This is a genomic window from Bradyrhizobium sp. Crot121 (assembly GCF_059512385.1).
In genome coordinates, this window is sequence record NZ_JCAMOR010000016.1 from 83,911 (window position 1) to 101,953 (window position 18,043).

General features: G+C 64.9%; 16 protein-coding genes and 1 pseudogene. 9 read left to right on the top strand and 8 right to left on the bottom strand.

Translation table 11 applies throughout. The features are described from left to right. The first annotated feature begins 161 nt into the window (after positions 1-161). The 5 genes and pseudogenes from hmuQ (at position 162) to AC5ZGW_RS16640 (ending at position 3,230) form a co-directional block, all read left to right on the top strand. Entirely contained in the window at positions 162-497 is a 336-nt protein-coding gene (gene hmuQ / locus AC5ZGW_RS16620) for a heme-degrading protein HmuQ (protein WP_130227408.1), read from the top strand. A 10-nt stretch (positions 498-507) separates the two neighbouring features. Continuing rightward, positions 508-1,005, top strand: a pseudogene (gene hutX / locus AC5ZGW_RS16625) (heme utilization cystosolic carrier protein HutX); the annotation flags it as partial. Between the two features lie 183 nt (positions 1,006-1,188). Beyond that, entirely contained in the window at positions 1,189-1,944 is a 756-nt protein-coding gene (exbB, locus tag AC5ZGW_RS16630; protein WP_130227414.1) for a tonB-system energizer ExbB, read from the top strand. Between the two features lie 3 nt (positions 1,945-1,947). After that, positions 1,948-2,394 carry a TonB system transport protein ExbD gene (gene exbD / locus AC5ZGW_RS16635; RefSeq protein WP_028163837.1) on the top strand — a complete coding sequence of 149 codons (447 nt, stop codon included), beginning with the start codon at positions 1,948-1,950 and terminating at the stop codon, positions 2,392-2,394. Next, positions 2,394-3,230 carry an energy transducer TonB gene (locus AC5ZGW_RS16640; protein ID WP_130227406.1) on the top strand — a complete coding sequence of 279 codons (837 nt, stop codon included), beginning with the start codon at positions 2,394-2,396 and terminating at the stop codon, positions 3,228-3,230. The genes exbD and AC5ZGW_RS16640 overlap by 1 nt, the downstream gene beginning before the upstream one ends. A gap of 3 nt (positions 3,231-3,233) precedes the next feature. On the opposite strand, the gene AC5ZGW_RS16645 is transcribed toward AC5ZGW_RS16640, so the two are convergent. The 4 genes from AC5ZGW_RS16645 to AC5ZGW_RS16660 all read right to left on the bottom strand — a co-directional run bounded on the left by AC5ZGW_RS16645 (position 3,234) and on the right by AC5ZGW_RS16660 (position 7,793). Then, complete coding sequence (locus tag AC5ZGW_RS16645; protein WP_130227405.1) at positions 3,234-4,130, bottom strand: carbohydrate ABC transporter permease; 897 nt, start codon at positions 4,128-4,130, stop codon at positions 3,234-3,236. Then, positions 4,123-5,079 (bottom strand): carbohydrate ABC transporter permease, encoded by a 957-nt coding sequence (locus AC5ZGW_RS16650; RefSeq protein ID WP_130227404.1) that lies wholly within the window; start codon positions 5,077-5,079, stop codon positions 4,123-4,125. The genes AC5ZGW_RS16645 and AC5ZGW_RS16650 overlap by 8 nt, the downstream gene beginning before the upstream one ends. A gap of 130 nt (positions 5,080-5,209) precedes the next feature. Then, the gene (locus AC5ZGW_RS16655; RefSeq protein WP_130227403.1) at positions 5,210-6,550 is read right to left on the bottom strand and encodes an ABC transporter substrate-binding protein; all 1,341 of its coding nucleotides are present in this window, start codon (positions 6,548-6,550) and stop codon (positions 5,210-5,212) included. A gap of 199 nt (positions 6,551-6,749) precedes the next feature. Next, positions 6,750-7,793: a C-terminal binding protein gene (locus AC5ZGW_RS16660; RefSeq protein WP_130227402.1), complete on the bottom strand. Its 1,044-nt coding sequence runs from the start codon at positions 7,791-7,793 to the stop codon at positions 6,750-6,752. A 239-nt stretch (positions 7,794-8,032) separates the two neighbouring features. On the opposite strand from AC5ZGW_RS16660, the gene AC5ZGW_RS16665 reads away from it, so the two are divergent. Further along, positions 8,033-9,718, top strand: a complete 1,686-nt coding sequence (locus AC5ZGW_RS16665) for a methyl-accepting chemotaxis protein (RefSeq protein ID WP_130227401.1) — start codon at positions 8,033-8,035, stop codon at positions 9,716-9,718. A 122-nt stretch (positions 9,719-9,840) separates the two neighbouring features. On the opposite strand, the gene AC5ZGW_RS16670 is transcribed toward AC5ZGW_RS16665, so the two are convergent. Together AC5ZGW_RS16670 and AC5ZGW_RS16675 are read right to left on the bottom strand one after the other, a co-directional pair. Beyond that, positions 9,841-10,824, bottom strand: coding sequence for a Bug family tripartite tricarboxylate transporter substrate binding protein (locus tag AC5ZGW_RS16670; RefSeq protein ID WP_130227400.1), 984 nt, complete (start codon positions 10,822-10,824; stop codon positions 9,841-9,843). A gap of 91 nt (positions 10,825-10,915) precedes the next feature. Next, on the bottom strand, positions 10,916-11,866 hold the full coding sequence (locus AC5ZGW_RS16675; protein ID WP_130227399.1) for a DMT family transporter: 951 nt from the start codon (positions 11,864-11,866) through the stop codon (positions 10,916-10,918). A 137-nt stretch (positions 11,867-12,003) separates the two neighbouring features. Between AC5ZGW_RS16675 and AC5ZGW_RS16680 the strand changes: the two genes are divergently transcribed. Next, a complete protein-coding gene (locus AC5ZGW_RS16680) occupies positions 12,004-12,405 on the top strand; it encodes a DUF1330 domain-containing protein (protein WP_130227398.1) in 402 nt (133 codons plus the stop codon). Positions 12,406-12,582: 177 nt separating this feature from the next. Here the strand turns inward: AC5ZGW_RS16680 and AC5ZGW_RS16685 are convergent, their stop codons facing one another. Both AC5ZGW_RS16685 and AC5ZGW_RS16690 read right to left on the bottom strand, forming a co-directional pair. After that, positions 12,583-13,737: an alpha-hydroxy acid oxidase gene (locus tag AC5ZGW_RS16685; protein ID WP_130227413.1), complete on the bottom strand. Its 1,155-nt coding sequence runs from the start codon at positions 13,735-13,737 to the stop codon at positions 12,583-12,585. A 99-nt stretch (positions 13,738-13,836) separates the two neighbouring features. After that, positions 13,837-14,646: an MlaD family protein gene (locus AC5ZGW_RS16690; protein WP_130227397.1), complete on the bottom strand. Its 810-nt coding sequence runs from the start codon at positions 14,644-14,646 to the stop codon at positions 13,837-13,839. A 190-nt stretch (positions 14,647-14,836) separates the two neighbouring features. Between AC5ZGW_RS16690 and AC5ZGW_RS16695 the strand changes: the two genes are divergently transcribed. Then, complete coding sequence (locus AC5ZGW_RS16695; RefSeq protein WP_165435325.1) at positions 14,837-16,501, top strand: GMC family oxidoreductase; 1,665 nt, start codon at positions 14,837-14,839, stop codon at positions 16,499-16,501. A gap of 152 nt (positions 16,502-16,653) precedes the next feature. Beyond that, positions 16,654-18,015 carry an FAD-dependent monooxygenase gene (locus tag AC5ZGW_RS16700; RefSeq protein ID WP_130227395.1) on the top strand — a complete coding sequence of 454 codons (1,362 nt, stop codon included), beginning with the start codon at positions 16,654-16,656 and terminating at the stop codon, positions 18,013-18,015. The last annotated feature ends 28 nt before the right edge of the window (positions 18,016-18,043 follow it).

The following is an 18,043-nucleotide window of genomic DNA, read 5'->3' on the forward strand; positions in this document are numbered from 1 at the left end:
ACCGGGAGCACTTTCATCCGTGCCGCGGCCGCGCTGACGCTCCAGCGCGGCCCGGCGCGTTCTTGTTTTCAACCAACTTAACCGGCAGGCTGGGCAAGCGGCGCAGCGCCGAAAACCCGACAAGCGGCCAACGCCGCGAACGTAGGAAGGAGAATTCGACAATGTTTATCGCCATGAACCGGTTTCAGGTGAAGAAGGGTTCGGAGCAGGCGTTCGAGACCGTTTGGGCCACCCGGGAGTCCTATCTCGGCAACCTGCCGGGCTTCGTCGAATTCCATCTGCTCAAGGGGCCGGAGGCCGAGGACCACACGCTCTATTCGTCACACACCACCTGGGTCGACAAGGCGGCGTTCGAGGCCTGGACGCGCTCGGAAGAATTCCGCCGCGCGCATGCCCGTGCCGATAACAAGACCGGCGAGAGCCTTTATCTCGGTCATCCCAAGTTCGAAGGCTTTGAGGTGATCCAGAGCGAACGCAAGGCGAGCGCCGCGGCGTAAGGAGACCGTTATGTCGAGTACGGAGCTCGCCGATCTCAGGGCCTACATGGCCGACAATCCCGGCGCCGTGATCGAGGACGTCGCGCGCGAGCGAAAGATTTCGCCGCGCGCGGTGATCGAGGCGTTGCCGGGCGAGATGGCGCGGATTGGTGCGGGCGGCGAATTCGCCGCCGCCATGCAGGACATCGCCGGTTGGGGCGAGGTGACGCTGATCGTCCACACCGACGATGCGATTTTCGAGTTCACCGGCGCGATACCAGCGGGCGAGATCGGCCGCGGCTATTTCAACCTGATGCAGCCGAAGGGCCTGCACGGCCATCTCCGCTACGAGCGTTGCGCGGCGATCGCCTTTGTCGAGCGCCCCTTCATGGGCAAGTCGTCAGCCTTCATCGCCTTCATCAATGTCGACGGCGGCATCATGTTCAAGGTGTTCGTCGGTCGCGACGAGACCCGCGCGCTGCGCGGCGACCAGCTCCAGCGCTTCCGTGCACTCGCGGACCGGATCGCGCCCAGCGCGTTTTCGAGCGAAGTGGACACCGGTTCGCGTGAAGAAAACGCGTCAAAACAAGAATCTAGAGCTTCGGTTCTGATTCAATCAGAACCGAAGCTCTAGGAGCGCGGCCTGAGGAAGCAAGGTCGGGAGGCGATCATGCAAGCATGGTTCGATGGATTTTGCCGGCGCCTGATCGTCATGGCGCTGATCGCTTCCAACGCAATGCTGTGGCCGGCCGCCGGCTTCGCCGCCGACGACAATGCGCTATTGCCGCGCAACCTCTCGCCCTGGGGCATGTTCCAGAGCGCCGACATCGTGGTGAAGGCGGTCATGATCGGGCTCGCTTTCGCCTCGCTGGCGACGTGGACGATCTGGCTGGCAAAGACCATCGAGATCCGGCGCAAGACGGCGCTGGCGAAACAGCGGCTGCGGCTGCTCGAGAAGGATACGGTGCTGGCCGAGGCGGAGCAGGCGAGCCGCGGCGACGACGACGCGGTGGCGCAGATCATCCAGTCCGCGGCGCGCGAGGCGAGCCTCTCCGGCGGCGTGTTCGATGACGGCTTCAAGGAGCGCACCGCGCTCAGGTTGGAGCGAGTCGAGGCCGCGATGGCGCGGCAGATCGCGCGCGGCACCGGTGTGCTCGCGACCATCGGCGCCACTGCGCCCTTTGTCGGCCTGTTCGGCACGGTGTGGGGCATCATGAATTCCTTCATCGGCATCTCCGAGGCGCATACGACCAACCTCGCCGTAGTCGCGCCCGGCATTGCCGAAGCGTTGCTTGCGACCGCGCTGGGGCTGGTCGCGGCGATCCCTGCGGTTGTGATCTACAATCACCTGACACGGTCGATCGCGGCACATCGCGCGCTGCTTGGAGACGCCTGCGCGATGGTGCTGCTCCTGGTCAGCCGCGAGGGCGATCGCGGCCTGTTTCGCCTCGCCCGCGCCGCGGAGTGAATGATGGGCGTCAGGCTCGGGGCGGGCAGTGCAGGGGGCGGACGGTTTCGCGCCGAGGATGATCTCGTCGAGGCGCATGAGATCAACGTCACTCCCTTCATCGATGTCATGCTGGTGCTGCTCATCATCTTCATGGTTGCGGCACCGCTCGCCACGGTCGATCTCGGCGTCGATCTGCCCGCGAGCACCGCCGAGCCGCAGCCGCGTCCCGACAAGCCGGTGTTTGTCACGGTGAAGCCCGACCTCTCGGTCGCTGTCGGCGAGGACATCGTCGCGCGTGACGCGCTTGCCACGACGCTGGACGGCGCCACCAAGGGCCGCAAGGACGAGCGCATCTTCGTGCGCGCCGACAAGGCGGTGAGCTATGGCGAATTGATGGAGGTGATGAACCTGCTGCGCAACGCGGGCTATCTCAAGATCGCGCTGGTCGGCCTCGACGGCCGAAGCTGATCGCCATGAACGCGTTTGCGCTGCATGACGTTACCGATCAGGCCGCGTTGCGGCGCTGGGGCATCTCGGCGCTCGTGATCCTCGCCACGCATGCAGCGCTAATCGCGGCCGGTATGAAATGGTATCGCGAGCAGCCGCTGCCCGGTGTCTCCCTGCCTGCGATCATGGTCGACATGGCGCCGGCGACCTCAGCGCCGCAATCGACGCCGCTGGATCTCGCGCCGGGCCCCGAGATGCAGGCCGCTGACGCTTCGCCGCCCGAGCCGGTGCCGCAGCAGGCGGTGGAAGAGCTGATCCCGCCGACCCCGCCGCAGGAGAAGCCCAAGGTCGTGGCGCCACCGGAGCAAAAGCTGCAGCCGGCACCACCGGCGCCCGAACCGGCAAAGCCCGTTCCCGACCGCAAGCCCACGCCGGCCAAGCCGAAAGTGGTTCGCCCCGACGCCAAGAAGCCGACGGAGGCACGGCCGGCGCCGCGCACCACCGCGTCACCACGCGTCGAGCGCCAGGGACCGACCATGTCCGCCGTCAGCAGCGGTGCATCTGCTGCCGCGGTTGCCTCCTACAATCAGATCGTCCGCGCCCATCTCTTGCGCTTCAAGCAATATCCGCCGGGCGCCAAGTCCGCCGGACAGCAGGGCATCGCCAGCGTGGTTTTCACGCTCAGTCGCGGCGGACAGGTGACGTCGAGCCGGCTCGGCCGTTCCTCGGGCAATCCCGCGCTGGATGCGGAGGTGGTGGCCATGGTTCGCCGCGCCCAGCCATTTCCGCCGTTTCCATCAGACATGAAGCACCCCGCCATGGGCTTCAACGTCCCGATCTCGTTCTCGCTGCGATAACCGCTACTCCTTCACCGCGCCGGTGAGCGAGGACACGTAGTAGTCCACGAACAGCGAGTAGAAGATCGCAACCGGCAACGAGCCGAGCAGCGAGCCTGCCATTAGCGCGCCCCATTGATAGACGTCGCCGGAGACGAGCTCGGTCAGGATCGCGACCGGCACAGTCTTGTTGGCGCTGCTCTGGATGAAGGCGAGCGCGTAGATGAACTCATTCCATGACAGCGTGAAGGAGAAGATGCCGGCCGAGATCAGGCCGGGCACGGCGAGCGGCAGCGTGATCCGCCGCAGGATCTGCAACCTTGTCGCGCCGTCGACCAGCGCGCATTCCTCGAGCTCATAGGGGATCGACTTGAAATAGCCGATCAGGAGCCAGGTGCAGAATGGCACCAGGAAGGTCGGATAGACCAGGATCAGCGCCAAGGGGCTGTCGAACAGGCCGAACTGCACCACGACAGTTGCGAGCGGAATGAACAGGATCGACGGCGGCACCAGATAGGCGAGATAGATGCCGAGGCCCACATAAGGACTGCCGCGGAAGCGCAGCCGCTCGATCGCGTAAGCTGCAAGCGTGCTCGCGAGCAGCGACAGGAAGGTGGAGCCGATCGCCACCAGCATCGTCGTCTTCAGCCAGCGCGGATAGGCGGTGTTGAACAGGAGGTGCTGGATATGCGCCAGCGTCGGCGAGGAGATCCAGAACGGGTTGTGCTCCTTGTAGTTCAACAGCTCCGCGTTCGGTTTGAACGCGGTCACCGCCATCCAGTAGAACGGGAACAGCAGGATGATGACGAAGCAGGCCAGCGGCAGATAGATCATCACCATCCGCCGCGCGCGGGAGTCCCACGCCATGGTATCGGGAGCGGCGCTGGCGACGTTGGTTGGTTGCGCGACCGCGTCAGTCATCGCTCTCTCCCTGCTGCCATTTGCGTCGGGCGAGGCCGAAATAGCTGAACAGCGTCGCGAACACCAGGAACGGTACCATCGATACCGCGATCGCCGCGCCCTCGCCAAGCTCGCCGCCGGCAATGCCGCGCTGGAACGCCAGCGTCGCGAGCAGGTGCGTGGAATTCACCGGCCCGCCGCGGGTAATGGCGTAGACGAGCTGGAAATCGGTGAAGGTGAAGATGATCGAGAACGTCATCACGATGGCGAGGATCGGCATCATCATCGGGAAGGTGATGTAGCGGAAGCGCTGCCAGGATGAGGCGCCGTCCAGCATCGCCGCTTCGTACAGTGACGGCGAGATGGTCTGCAGGCCCGCCAGCAGCGAGATCGCCACGAACGGGATGCCGCGCCAGATATTGGCCGCGATCAGCGAGAATCGCGCCGGCCAGGCCGAGCCGAGGAAGTCGATATTGGTGGAGCGCCAGTGCAGCACGTCGACCAGCAGATAGGAGATGATCGAGAACTGCGGATCGTAGATCCACCAGAACGCCAGCGCCGACAGCACGGTCGGCACGATCCATGGCAGCAGCACGATGGCGCGCAGGATGCTCTTGAACGGGAAATGGTTGTTGAGCAGCAGCGCCAGCCAGAAGCCAAGCGCGAATTTCCCGAAGGTCGCGACCGCCGTGTAGAACACGCTGTAGAACACCGCGCCCCACCACAGGGGATCGCTGAGGAGGTACTGGAAGTTCTCCAATCCGACATAGATGCCGCGTCGCCCGATCGTGGTGTCGGTGAAGGCGAGCCAGACGCCGAGCCCAAGCGGATAGGTGAGGAACACGGCAAGCAGCCCGATCGCCGGCGCAAGGCAGACGACGATCAGGAACGGCTTGTAGTCGAGCAGGCGCGCGAACCAGTTCGGCTGGCGGAGCGCCAGGCCTCGGGGAGAGAGTGTGGTCACGGACATGAATGCGTGTCCTGTGCTGATCAAAGCCCTACGCCGTCATTGTGAGCGGAGCGAAGCAATCCATCTTACCGCTTGTGGAGGCATGGATTGCTTCGTCGCGTTGCTCCTCGCAATGACGGTGTTTGTCGATTTAGCGCCGGAAATAGCGCTTGCAGCGCCGCTCGGCTTCGGCGGCTGCAGCCTCCGGCGTTGCGGCATCGGTCGCGACAGACGCACACATCTGCACCAGCACGTAGTCGGCATTGACGGCGCCGGTCGCGGTCGAGATCGGGCCCTTGTAGCCGGCGTAGTATTGGCTTTTCATGGTGTCCTTGAAGATCTTGACCTTGGGATCGCCGGACCACACGGCAGCATCCGCGTACGCCGCGAGCGGCTGCGACCAGTACCCGCTGTTGGCGTTGAGCCACGGCTCGTACTGCTCCTTCTCCAGCATGAACTGCAGGAAGGCTTTCGCCGCATTCGGATAGGGGCTGTGCTTGAACACCATCGCGTTCAGCGTCAGCCCCGACATCGGCGTGGAGCTCGCCAGGCCCTTCGGCAGGAACTGATGCTCGGTGTCCTCGGCGATCGCAGCGGTCGCCGGATCGTTCTTCAGCGCGAAATAGAGCGAGACGCCGTTGGCCGTCAGCGCGATTTCCTGCGAGGAGTAGGCGCGATTGTTGGAGACGTCGTTCCAGGACGGGGTGCCGGCGATGAAGGTCGGATACAGCTCCTTCAGATATTTCAGCGCGGCCACCGTCTCCTTGCTGTTGATGGTGACCTTGCCCTCTTCATCGAGCAGGGATGCATTGTGCGACCACAGGATCCAGTTGGCAAAGCCGTTGCCGTCGCCGACGGCGTTGCCGAGCGCGTAGCCTGCGGGCTTGCCGGCCTTCTGCAGCTTCCGGCAGACGTCCAGCACGCCCGCATGATCCTCCGGTATCTTGTCGTAGCCGATCGATTGCAGCACCGACTTGCGGTACACCAGCGGCCCGCCGCTGGCGCCGAACGGCAATCCGATCCAGGCGTTGCCCTTGGCGCGCTTGCCGTATTTCTGGGCCAGCGTCTGCCAGCCGCCATAGCGCTTGCCGAGGTATTCGGCGACATCGGTGAGTTCGATCAGCTTGTCGGCGTAGATATGCGGCGCGTCCGAGAAGCCGATGATGATGTCGGGACCAGCGCCAGAGTTCGAGGTCACCGCGGTCTGCTGGTTGATGTCCTCCCAGCCGACGAAATCGACCTTGACCTCGACGCCCATCTTCTCGGTGAATTTGGCCGCGTTGGCGCGGAACACGTCCTCGTCAGCCTTGACGAAGCGGACCGGGCGCAGCATCCGCAGGCTTGCGCCCTTCTCGATCGGTAGCGACGGTGCCGCCACGTCGGCCGCCTTGACCAGCGATTCCGTTGATTGTGCCGAAGCGCCGGTTGCCGCCAGCGCCGCGGCCGAGAGGCCAAGCGCCAACGCGTCACGACGGGTGAGGTCGTTCCCCATAGTCTCCTCCCTGTTTTATCGTTCCCGGCGTTACTCGCCGGTGAACGTGAGCTTCAGCCCTCATGGGGCCGAAGCGATCGCCTAATATTGTTTGAGCATGATCTTTTCGAAAAACCGCTTCACACTTTTCCGGATCATGCTCTAGAGACTTTTGCCCCGCACAATTTCCGTTTCGCGGGAAACGTGCGTTCCCCGCCGGCTAGCTGTTCGGGCCGCGATCCATGCTGACAGGCTGCCAGCGCCGGAGCGAGGTGTTCTGCAGCACCGACGGATTGACGCAGCTTACCGGCCACAGCCCGGAAAGCACCAGTGACAATTCGTAGCCCACGCGCCGCTTGCGCGCTTCATCGAAACGTGCAGATGCGGAGGCGACATGGGCGGTCAGCGTGACGTTGTCCATGCGGAGCAGGGGATTGTTGTGCGACGGCGGCTCCTTCTCCAGCACGTCGAGCGCAGCATGCGCGATCCAGCCTTCCTGCAGCGCCTTGATCAGGCCGTCCTCGTCGACCGTGGCGCCGCGTCCGGTGTTGATGAAGATCGCGCTCTTCTTCATCTGCCGGAAATGCTTCTCGGTGAGCATGTGATGCACCTCGGGCCGCGCCGGCGCGTGCATCGAGACGAAGTCGGATTGCGACAGCACCTCCGACAGCGTCGCCGGCAGCACGTTGTGTTCCGACATCAGGGTCTCCTGGATGAACGGATCGTAGGCGATCATCCGCAGGCCGAAAGGCGCGGCGCGCTTCGCCACCGCGCGTGCCACGCGTCCGAACGAGATGAAGCCGAGCGTCTGTCCCATCAGGCGCGGAATTTTCAGGAGCGCCGGGCGTCCTTCGGTCCAGCGTCCTTCGCGCACCATCTTGTCCTGCTCGACCAGGCGGCGGAAGCCGGCAAGCAAGAGCATCATGGCGTGATCGGCGACTTCCTCGATGAAGGTGTCGGGAATGTTGGTGACGGGGATGCCGCGGGCCGTTGCCGCCTTGACGTCGACGCTGTCGACGCCGACGCTGCCGAGCGTGATCACCTTGCAGTTCTCGAGCGCATCGATGACCGCCTTGGTGATCGGCATGCCCTTGGCGTAGATCGCGTCGGCGGTCTTGGCGGCTGCGATGAATTCCGCCTCGTTGGCGGGAGCCTCGATGATCTCGGCGCCGATCGGATCGAGCGCTTCCTTCTCATAGTCGTAGCCGCCGCCGGCCACCGTGAAGCTTGCGCCCTTCGGCGTCACCACCCTGAACTTCGACATCTCCTGCTCCCGATTTTCTTCTTTGGTTGTTGGTCGTTCTGCCGTCATCCGGCCGCGACAAGTCGTCGCTGCCGCGCCTTCGCGGGGCGAAGCGCCCCGCCCCGTTCCAGGTTGCCTTGAGCGCGGCGTTCCCGGGCTTTTACGGAGAGGTTTCGTAACCGGACGCTAAAGGCTCTCACATTAGGGTAGGCCGAATCAATCCGCCAAACATGCAAGCGCGCCATTCCCGGAGACGCCCTGTGAAGCTGACCAACCTCAAGATCACGCCCAAACTCGGCATTTTAGTGGGGGTGACCATCCTTGGCCTCTGCGCCGCCGGCGTCCTTGCGGGCCATCTGATGCAGCGCGAAATGATGAAGGCGCGCATCGATCAGACCAAGGCGATGGTCGAGATGGCCGTGAACATGGCGGCCGGCCTCAAGAAAGAGGTCGATGCCGGGCGGATGACCAAGGAGGCGGCGCTCGCCGAGCTCGGCAAGCGCGGCAATTCCATGACCTATGACAACGGCTCCGGCTATTTGTTCGGCACCTCCTATGACGGCATCACCGTCCTTGCGCCCGATCCCAAGCAGATCGGCACCAACCGGATGGACGTGGTCACCAACGGCCGCAGGCTGTCCCGCGAATTGATGGATGGCGTGAAGGCGAAGGGCGAAATCCTCCTCACCTATGAATATGTGCGGCCCGGCGAGCAGAAGCCGATCCGCAAGATCGGCTATGCCGTCGCCGTTCCCGGCTTCGACATGTATCTCGGCACCGGAGCCTATATCGACGATATCGATGCCAAGCTGGCGCCGATCGCCTGGCTGCTCGGCCTCTCGATCCTCGGCATCGCCATCATCTCCGGCTCGATCGCCTGGCTGATCGGCCGCAGCATCACCAGGCCGCTCGGCCAGCTCGGCACAAGGATGCGGGAACTCGCCGACGGCAAGCTCGATGGCGATATTCCCGGCGTCGGCCGGGGCGACGAGGTCGGCGCCATGGCGGCGACCGTGCAGATATTCAAGGACAATGCGGTTCGCATCCGCGGCCTCGAGCAGGCGGAGGCGGAGACGCAGGCCCGCGCTACGGCCGAACGCCGTGCCGCGATGGAGAATATCGCCAACGATTTCGAACGCAGCATCACCGGCGTGGTCCGTTCGGTCGCGACCGCCGCGGCCGGCATGCAGACCACGGCGCAATCGATGACGGCGACCGCGAGCGACGCCAGCGCGCGGGCTGCGACCGTCAGCGCGGCGTCCGAAAGCGCCTCGAACAATGTCGGCACCGTGGCTGCCGCGGCCGAGGAACTGTCGAGCTCGGTGACCGAGATCTCGCGCCAGGTCGCGCGGTCCAGCGAGATCGCGAGCAAGGCGGTGGGCGATGCCGAGCGCACCAACGCCACCGTGCAGGCGCTTTCCACCGGCGCGGAAAAGATCGGCGAGGTGGTGAAGCTGATCCACTCGATCGCCGCGCAGACCAACCTGCTCGCGCTCAACGCCACCATCGAAGCCGCGCGCGCCGGCGAATCCGGCCGCGGCTTTGCGGTGGTCGCCTCCGAAGTGAAGGCGCTCGCCAACCAGACCGCGAAAGCGACCGAGGAGATCTCCGCCCAGGTCGCCGCAATGCAGGCCTCGACCACGGAGGCGGTCGCCTCGATCGGCGGCATCAGCGAGACGATCGCCCAGATGAGCGAGATCACCGCCAGCATTTCGACCTCGGTCGACCAGCAGGGCGATGCGACGCGTGAGATCGCGCGCAATATCCAGCAGGTCGCGGCAGGCTCCAGCGAGATCTCCACCCATATCGGCGGCGTCACCACGGCCGCCGCCGCCACCGGCACCGCGGCTTCCGACGTGCTGTCGAACGCCCGCGAGCTCGACACCCAGTCCGGAATGCTCCGCAACGCCGTCGATCAGTTCCTGGCCAAGGTGCGGGCGGCGTAGCGCACTCACCGTCATGCCCGGGCTTGTCCCGGGCATCCACGTCTTTGACTGCCTCCGCAAGTACGTGGATGGCCGGGACAAGCCCGGCCATGACGCAGAACATCAGGAGCGCGGCTTAAAGCTCACTGCTTCTCGATCCCGGCGTCTGTGATCAGCCGCTCCCAGAGCACGAGCTGTTCTTTCAGGAATGCGTCGAATTCCTCCGGCGTGCCCGAAAATGCTTCCATGCCGCGTTCGGCGAGCTGGCTCTTGATGTCCGGACGCTCGACGACCTTGCGGATCTCGGCGTTCAGCTTGACCACGATGTCCTTGGGCATGTTGGCCGGGCCGAGATAGCCCTGCCATGAGGTGATGTCGAAGCCCTTCACCGTGTCATCCATGGTCGGCAGCTCCGGCAACAGCGCCGAGCGCCGCTTGGTGGTGACGGCCAGCGCCTTCAGCGCCTTGGCGTTGACATGCGGCAGCCCGGTCGGGACGTCGACGAACATCATGGAGACGCGGCCGGCGATGACGTCGGTGAGCGCGGGCGGCGAGCTCTTGTAGGGGACGTGCAAGAGATCGATGCCGGCGAGGCGGGCAAAGGTCGCGCCCGACACGATCGCTGACGAACTGCCGCTGGCGTAGGAGTATTTGCCGGGCTCCTTCTTGGCGAGCGCGATCAATTCGGCCACCGAATTTGCCGGGATGTCCGGATTGATCACCAGCATGAATGGCAAGTCGCCGGTGCGCGCGATCGGCGTGAAGTCCTTGACCGGGTCGTAGCTCATGGTCTTGAGCAGGAAAGGATTGGCCGAATGCGTCGTGTTGGTCGTCACGAACAGGGTGTAGCCGTCAGGCGCGGAGCGGGCGACGTAGCTTGCCGCGATCGAGCCGTTGGCGCCCGCCTTGTTGTCGACCACCATGGTGACGCCGAGCGCAGTGCCGACCTCCTTCGAGATCAGGCGCGTCGTGGTGTCGGTGCCGCTACCGGCCGCAAACGGTAGCACCAGCGTGATGTTGCGGTTCGGGTAGCCCGGCGCCTGCGCCGTCGCCGCGCCGGATAGCAGCGCGAGCCCCACGGATGCTGCTGCCGCGATGCGCCAATGGTGTTTCAGTCCCGAGATCATATCGTGCTTTCCTCCGCTGGGTTTATGGCAGTTGGTTGCCGGGGAAACTACTCGGTCGCGGCTGAAAGCGGAAGGCGTTGCCGCGCCGCATTCACCGTTTGGCCGAGCCTCGTCGTGAGGCGATCACGACGCCGGCCAGCACCAGCGCGTAGCCGATCAGGTGAAACGGCTGCAGCGCCTCGCCGAGCAGGAAGATCGCCATCGCCGAGCCGAATACCGGCACCAAATGGAAGAACGGCGCGGCCCGGTTCGGTCCGATCAGCGCGATGCCGCGGTTGAAGAACAGATAGGCCATTGCCGACGGGAAGATCAGGACATAGGCCAGCGTTCCCAGCGTCAGCGCGTCGAACTTGAGCGTGGCGCCGGTCAGATATTCCCAGATCGAGCCGGGCACCAGCATCAAGGCGCCGCAGCCGGTGGTGAACGTGATCAGCGAGAGCTGATGCGTCACCGGGCGCCGCATCATCAGCGCGGAGTAAAGTCCGAACGACAATAGCGCGGAGGCGAGCATCACATCGCCGCGATTGAAGCTGATGGAGGCGAGCGCGCCGAGATCGCCGCGCAGAATGATGGTGAGCACACCGGCCAGCGAGAGGGTGATGCCGGCGAGCTGCGCGCCGGTCAGCCGCACGCCGAACAGCACCAGCGCCCACAGCGCAACGAACAGCGGCCCCGCCGACTGGATCAACAGCGCGTTGAGGGCCTCGGTGTATTGCAGCCCCCAATAGGAGATCGCATTGTTGAAGGCGAAGCCGGTCAATGAGAGCAGCAGCAATAGCGGCAGGCTGGCACGCAGCGCCGGCCAGTCACGCCGCAGATGCGGCCAGGCAAAGGGCAGCAGGATCAGGCTGGTGCCGAGCCAGCGCAGGCAGGACAGCGTCAGCGGCGGCACGTGATTGCCGACATAGCGCGCGATCACGATATTGCCGGCCCAGAACAGCGAGGTCAGGCTGAGCAGCAGATAGGGCTGGTTGTTGAGCCAGGCGATCGCGGAGCGGCGTACGGGAGCGGGAGCGGACGGCAAGGCGCGGAGATCGGTCATGCTGCGGGACCTTTTTGCCGGATTCTCCGCGTGCGACAAGACGCTCCGGAAGAGAGCAGCCATGCGCGCTGCCGCTGGCGCGTCATGGAGGCGACATATGCGATGCTGAACTGCACAAGGAATCATCGGAGAGACGGATGGGCGTGGACCTCTTGAACGTCGAAGGCCTCAAGGCGATGCAGCCGCAGGAGCCGGTCGTGATGATGAACCTGATGCGCTTCCGCGAGCGCTCGCTCGATGGCGACGGCTCGGGCTGGGACGCCTATCTGCGCTACAGCGCGCTCACGGTGCCGATGATCAAGGCGCGCGGCGGCACGCTGCTCTGGACCGGCAACGCCAAGGCGGTCGCGCTCGGCCGGCCAGACGGCAACCGGTGGGACTATCTGGCGCTGGTCTATTACCCCGCCGTCGCGGCCTTCATCGACATGATGACGTCGGCCGAGTACGAAACCCTCTGCGACCCTCACCGCCGCAACGCCTGCGCCGAGCACGTGATCGTCGCGACCAGCGAGGCCTACAGCAAGTTCAGGATGGGGTAGGGCCGAGCGGCGAGCTCGGATTGCCTCGCCCCGCGTACGGGGAGAGGCCGGAATTCAAGCGCAGCTTGAATTCCGGGTGAGGGGGAGCCTCCGCGAGTTCGTCTATTTCCGTGCTTGCGGAGAGAGCCCCTCACCCCAACCCTCTCCCCGTAAGAACGGGGAGAGGGAGAAGCGATCTCAAAACTTCCGCACCAGGTCCGGCGTGATCTCACTGAGACTGCGGATGCCGAGCAGCGCGAGATCGCGGTCGATTTCGTCGCGTAACAATGTGATGGCGCGTGTCACGCCCGCTTCGCCGGCGGCGACCGCGGCATACAGGAACGGTCGTCCGACCCACACGAAGTCGGCGCCCAGCGCCAGGGCCTTGATGATGTCGGTGCCGCGGCGGATGCCGCCGTCGACCATCACGGTCATGCCGTTTGCCTTCGCGGCGATCTCCGGCAGCGTGCGCAGTGCGGAGACCGTGTAGTCGAGTTGGCGGCCGCCGTGGTTGGACAGCATCACTCCGTCGACGCCGCTTTCGCGCGCGATCCGCGCATCCTCCGGCGACACTAGGCCCTTGACCACCAGCTTGCCATTCCAGCGCTTGCGGATCAGCTCGACATGCTTCCAGGCGAGCTGGTCGCGCGCGCCGATATTGCGGATCAGGTTCTTTGAGAGCACCGGCGGGCCGCGCTGCGCGTCCATGTTCTCGAAATGCGGCATGCCGTGATTGAGAACCGTGCGCGCCCAGGTGTTGAGCAGCCAATCCGGATGCGTGATCGTGTCCCAGAACACCCGCGGCGTGATCGCAAGCGGCACCTGGAAGCCGTTGCGGATGTTGTTCTCGCGGTTGGGCGCCACCGGCACGTCGGCGGTGACGACGAAGGTGTCGTAGCCGGCCGCAGCCACGCGGTCGACCAGAGGCTCGATGCGTGCATCGACGCCGGCGAGATAGGCCTGGTACCACGCGGCCTCGTTCTCGCGGCGGACGTCCTCCAGCGTGATCAGCGAGGAGGCGGACAGGATCATCGGCACGTTCGTCGCGGCAGCCGCCCGCGCCAGCACGATGTCGCCGCGATAGGCGCAGAGCGCGGACGAACCCATCGGCGGAATTCCGAACGGCGCGGCGTAGGTCTTGCCGAACAAGGTCGTGGTCTGGTCGCGGCCGGAGACATCCTTGAGCACGCGCGGCACGAAGCCGTATTCCTCGAAAGCCCTGCGGTTGTCGCGCTTGGCCGCATCGGTCTCGGCGCCGCCGTCGATATAGCCGAACAGGAATTTCGGCAGCAGCCGGCGTGCGGCCGGCTCGAAATCGTCAAGCGTGAGATAGCGCCGCAGATGCCGCGGCACGGCGCTCTGGGCGCGGGTTACCGTGGGCGGCGGCGCGGGCGGGCTGATCGTCTTGTCGTGCACAGCGGGCGTTTCCGTATTTGTTATGGTCGCGCTACGTTAGCGCCCGCCGCCGGTTCCGCCAAATTTCCGGTTCGCCTGGTTCACGGACTGGCTGATATCGCCGAGCATCTTCCTCGTGTCGGCCATCAGCGCGCCGGACTTCTTGTCGAAGCTCTCGATCAGTTCGCGCAGCGAGATCACGGTCGGCAGCAATTCGCCGCCATATTTGTCGCTGCCGAGGCTCTTCAGGAATGCTTCGGTGCGGCTCATGCCGTCGTCGACGGCACTGACGCCCGCCTCGGCGGTGCTGATGACGCTGCTGATCTTCTCGCCATTGCTCGACAGCGAGGCGGTGAAGGTCTCGAACCGCCGCAGCGTGTCCTTGATCGCATCCTCATTGTCGTCGATGACCGTGTCGACATTGCGCAATACGGCACGGATCTTTTCCTGGATGCCCATCGTCCCCAGGGGATCGGCGGTCAATTCCGGAATGCCGTCGGCGCCGGTCGGCGGAAGCGGCGCCTCGTCGGTGCCGCCGGTGAAGGAGATCGCGGCAATGCCGGTCAGGCCCTGGAATTCGAGGCCGACCTGGGTGTCCTTCTTGATCGGCGCCGTTTTGTCGATCCGTGTCATCGCGATCACGCGGTGACGGTCGAGCCTGATCCACTCCACCTCGCCGATGCGCACGCCGGCGAAATTCACGCTGCCGCCGCGGCGCAGACCCGAGGCCGAACCCTCGAAGATCACCCGGAGCGGCACCTGCCGCTGGATTCCGGCATATTTGCGGTAACCGAGCCAGCCGCTCAGCGCGCCGGCGATCAACGCCAGCGCCAACGTCCCGATCATTACATTGCTGGCGCGCACCATGTTTCGACCTTCGAAATGGGCTGCAAAAATAGCGGATTTGCGGCGGCCAGTCACCGCGGCGAGCGAACAATTCGGCAAGATCGTCGTGATGTTCCGTAACCACTTTGTACCGAGAGGCAAGAAAAGCGTAAAAAGATTGGTGCAAGGAAGCGAGCTGTACAAGCCGACGGGCAGCAGGCGGGGGAGACCAATGTCCAGCATGATCTCAGGAGATCGCGGCGGCGGCGTCACGAGCCGGCAACTCAATCGCCGCGACGCCCTGGCGGCAACGGTCGGCGGCGGCCTCGCGCTGTCGAGCCTGGCTCGTTCTGCAGGCGCCGGGGCAGGGCCCGCATCCGGCGTCCGCGTATTGCATTCGCCTGAGCAGCTCGCTTCGTCCTACGACCACATCATTGTCGGTGCAGGCTCGTCCGGTTGCGCCATGGCGCATCGACTCGCTGTCGCTGGACGACGGGTGCTCCTCGTCGAGGCCGGCGGAGAAACGAAGCTGGCAGCGGTCAGGGATCCGCAGGAATGGCCCAAGCTGCAGGGCAGCGAGCTTGACTGGCGTTATTTGACGACCCCACAACCGGGGTTGGGAGGCCGCATCATCCGCTGTCCACGCGGCAGGGTCGTGGGCGGCTCCAGTACGATCAATGCTCTGGCCTATCAGCGCGGCCACCCGGCTGCCTATGACCGCTGGCCCGCCGGGTGGCGCGCGGCGGACCTTTTGCCATACTTCAAGCGCGCCGAGACTTTTTCCGGCGGTGCCAGTGCATGGCGGGGAGGCAGTGGTCCTCTCCACGTCCTGTCGCTCGCTGATGTCGGGGATCGCAATCCGGTGGCATCCGCCTTCGTCACGGCGTCACAAGACCTCGGATACCCGATGTCATCGGATATCGGAGGGGAGGTCACGACCGGCGTCGGCTGGAATCAACTCAGTATCAAGGACGGCGCTCGCCACGATGCGGCGACGGCGTATCTCGGAAGTCTCGAAGACGTGAGCGTCGATCTGCTGGTCGACACGGACGTGCTGGGCCTCGCGATCGAAGGTGGACGGTGCATCGGTGTGCGGCTCGCCGAACGCATCTTGCGGGCCGCGAGCGAGGTGCTGCGTTGTGCCGGTGCGATCGATTCGCCACGCCTTTTGATGCTGTCGGGAATCGGCCCGGCCGACCAGCTCCGATCGTTCGGCATTCCCGTTGTCGTGGACCTGCCGGATGTCGGCCGCCATCTCGAGGACCATCCATTGGTCGCGGGCGTGGCGTACGCCGCACGGCGCGAGGTGCCGCGCTCGCACTACAACCATGCCGACGCTGTCCTCTACGTGCCGGGCACCGACCCAGATGACAGCCCGGAGCACCTTGTGATGTGCCTGTCCTTGCCGTTCGTCCTGCCGAGCGTGGGCCCGCTGCCTCCACCGGCTTACGTGCTCGTTTCCTGCCTGATGCGGCCCCGCAGCCGCGGCAGCGTGAAACTCGCCTCCGGCAATCCACGGGCTCCTGCTCTGATTGATCCGAACTATCTCTCCGAGCCCGCCGACATGGACCTTCTTGTCGAGGGCGTTTCTCTCGCCCGCGAGATCGGTGCCGGTGCTGCCTTTGCCGACTGGCGCGCCCGCGAAGTCTATCCGGGGACCGAGGCAAAGACCGCCGGCGAGATACGCAAGTTCATTCTTCACGCGACAGATTCATTCCATCACCCGGTCGGCACGTGCCGCATCGGCGCCGTCGTCGACGAGGCTTTGCGCGTGAAAGGCGTGGCGGGCCTGCGCGTCATCGATGCTTCGGTGTTCCCCGGGATCCCGCAGGCGATGACCAATGCCGCCGCAATCGCAGTCGCCGAGAAGGCGAGCGATCTGGTGCTCGCGGGGTAGAGCAATCCCGGATGAACACTTTGTGCCCGGATCAGGCGGTCATCGCCTCGCGGCACTACGATCGTAACGCGCTTCTTCCGCGCTGAAATCACGCTGTAACCCGTTCGTCTCCTCATGATGCGACACCGCTGCGCGAATGAGGAGAGACTGCGATGGTAGGCAGAGCGATCGGTAAACAGGCCGTAGTGATCGGTGCGAGCATGGCTGGTTTGGCCGCAGCGCGTGCGCTGGCCGACAACTTCGAACGGGTGATCGTGCTTGAGCGCGACCGCCTGCCTGAACAGGCAGTGCCGCGAGCGGGCACGCCGCAATCCCGGCATCTGCACGTTTTGCTGCCAGGCGGCCAGCGGGCGCTGACCGATCTGTTTCCGCATTTCGAGCGGGATCTGGCAAATGCGGGCGCGGTGCCGCTTCGAATGTCACGCGACGTGCGTATGGAGATCCCGCGTCTCGGTCCACTCCCGTCGCGTGATTTCGGCTGGTTCCTCTATTGCGCATCCCGTCCGCTGATAGAGCTGATCACGCGCCGACAGGCCGAGAGGCTGACTAATCTGACGATCCGGCCGAGATGCCGGGTGCTCGAGATCGCCGCTACATCAGATGGCACCATGGTCACAGGCGTCATATGTGAAGATGCTGATGGGCGGCAGGAAACCCTCGCAGCCGATCTCGTTGTCGACGCTTCCGGACGCGCTGCGCCAACCTTGGCGCTGCTCCGTTCGACCAGGCAGCCGGTGCCTGATGAAATCGTCATTGGTGTCGATCTCCATTATACGACGACCACCTTCGCCATTCCCCAGGATGCATCCACCGATTGGGGAGGCGTCGCCACTCATCCCCACGCGCCGGAACGCAGCCGCGGCGGCTATCTGATGCCGATCGAAGGCAACCGCTGGGTCGTGACGCTCTCGGGACAGCTCGGCGAACAGCCGCCGGCTGAGCCGGACGGCTTCATGGATTATGCCAGGCGACTAGAGACGCAGACGGTCTACAACGCCATTGCGCACGCCGAGCGGCAGGGCGGATTCGAGCGCTATGCCTTCCCAGCCAGCGTATGGCGTCGTTTCGACCGGCTGAGCGCATTCCCGCGCGGCCTGCTGCCGATCGGTGATTCGATCTGCCGCTTCAATCCCGTCTATGGCCAGGGCATGAGCGCGGCAGCGCAGGAAGCTCGGCTTCTGAAGCAGCTTCTGCAGGGGCGCGCGACCAAGGCCGATCCGCTTGCCGGCCTGGCGCTGGCGTTCTTTTCCGAAAGCCTGCCGTTGGTCGAGGGTCCCTGGAACATGTCGGCGATCCCGGATCTGGTTTATCCCGAGACACGCGGCGAACGCCCGGCGGATTTCGAGAGCCGGCTCCAATATAACGGAGCCCTGCTTCGGGCCGCGATGCGCGATCCTGCCGTTCACCGGCTGCTCGCAGAGGTTCAGCAATTGCTGAAGCCGCCAAGCGCTCTCCAGGAGCCGACCGTCGAGCGGCTCGTTCAGCTTGAACTGTCCCAAATGGCTGCCGAATAGCTCAGCCCTTCGCGAGGTTGAAAAGGGC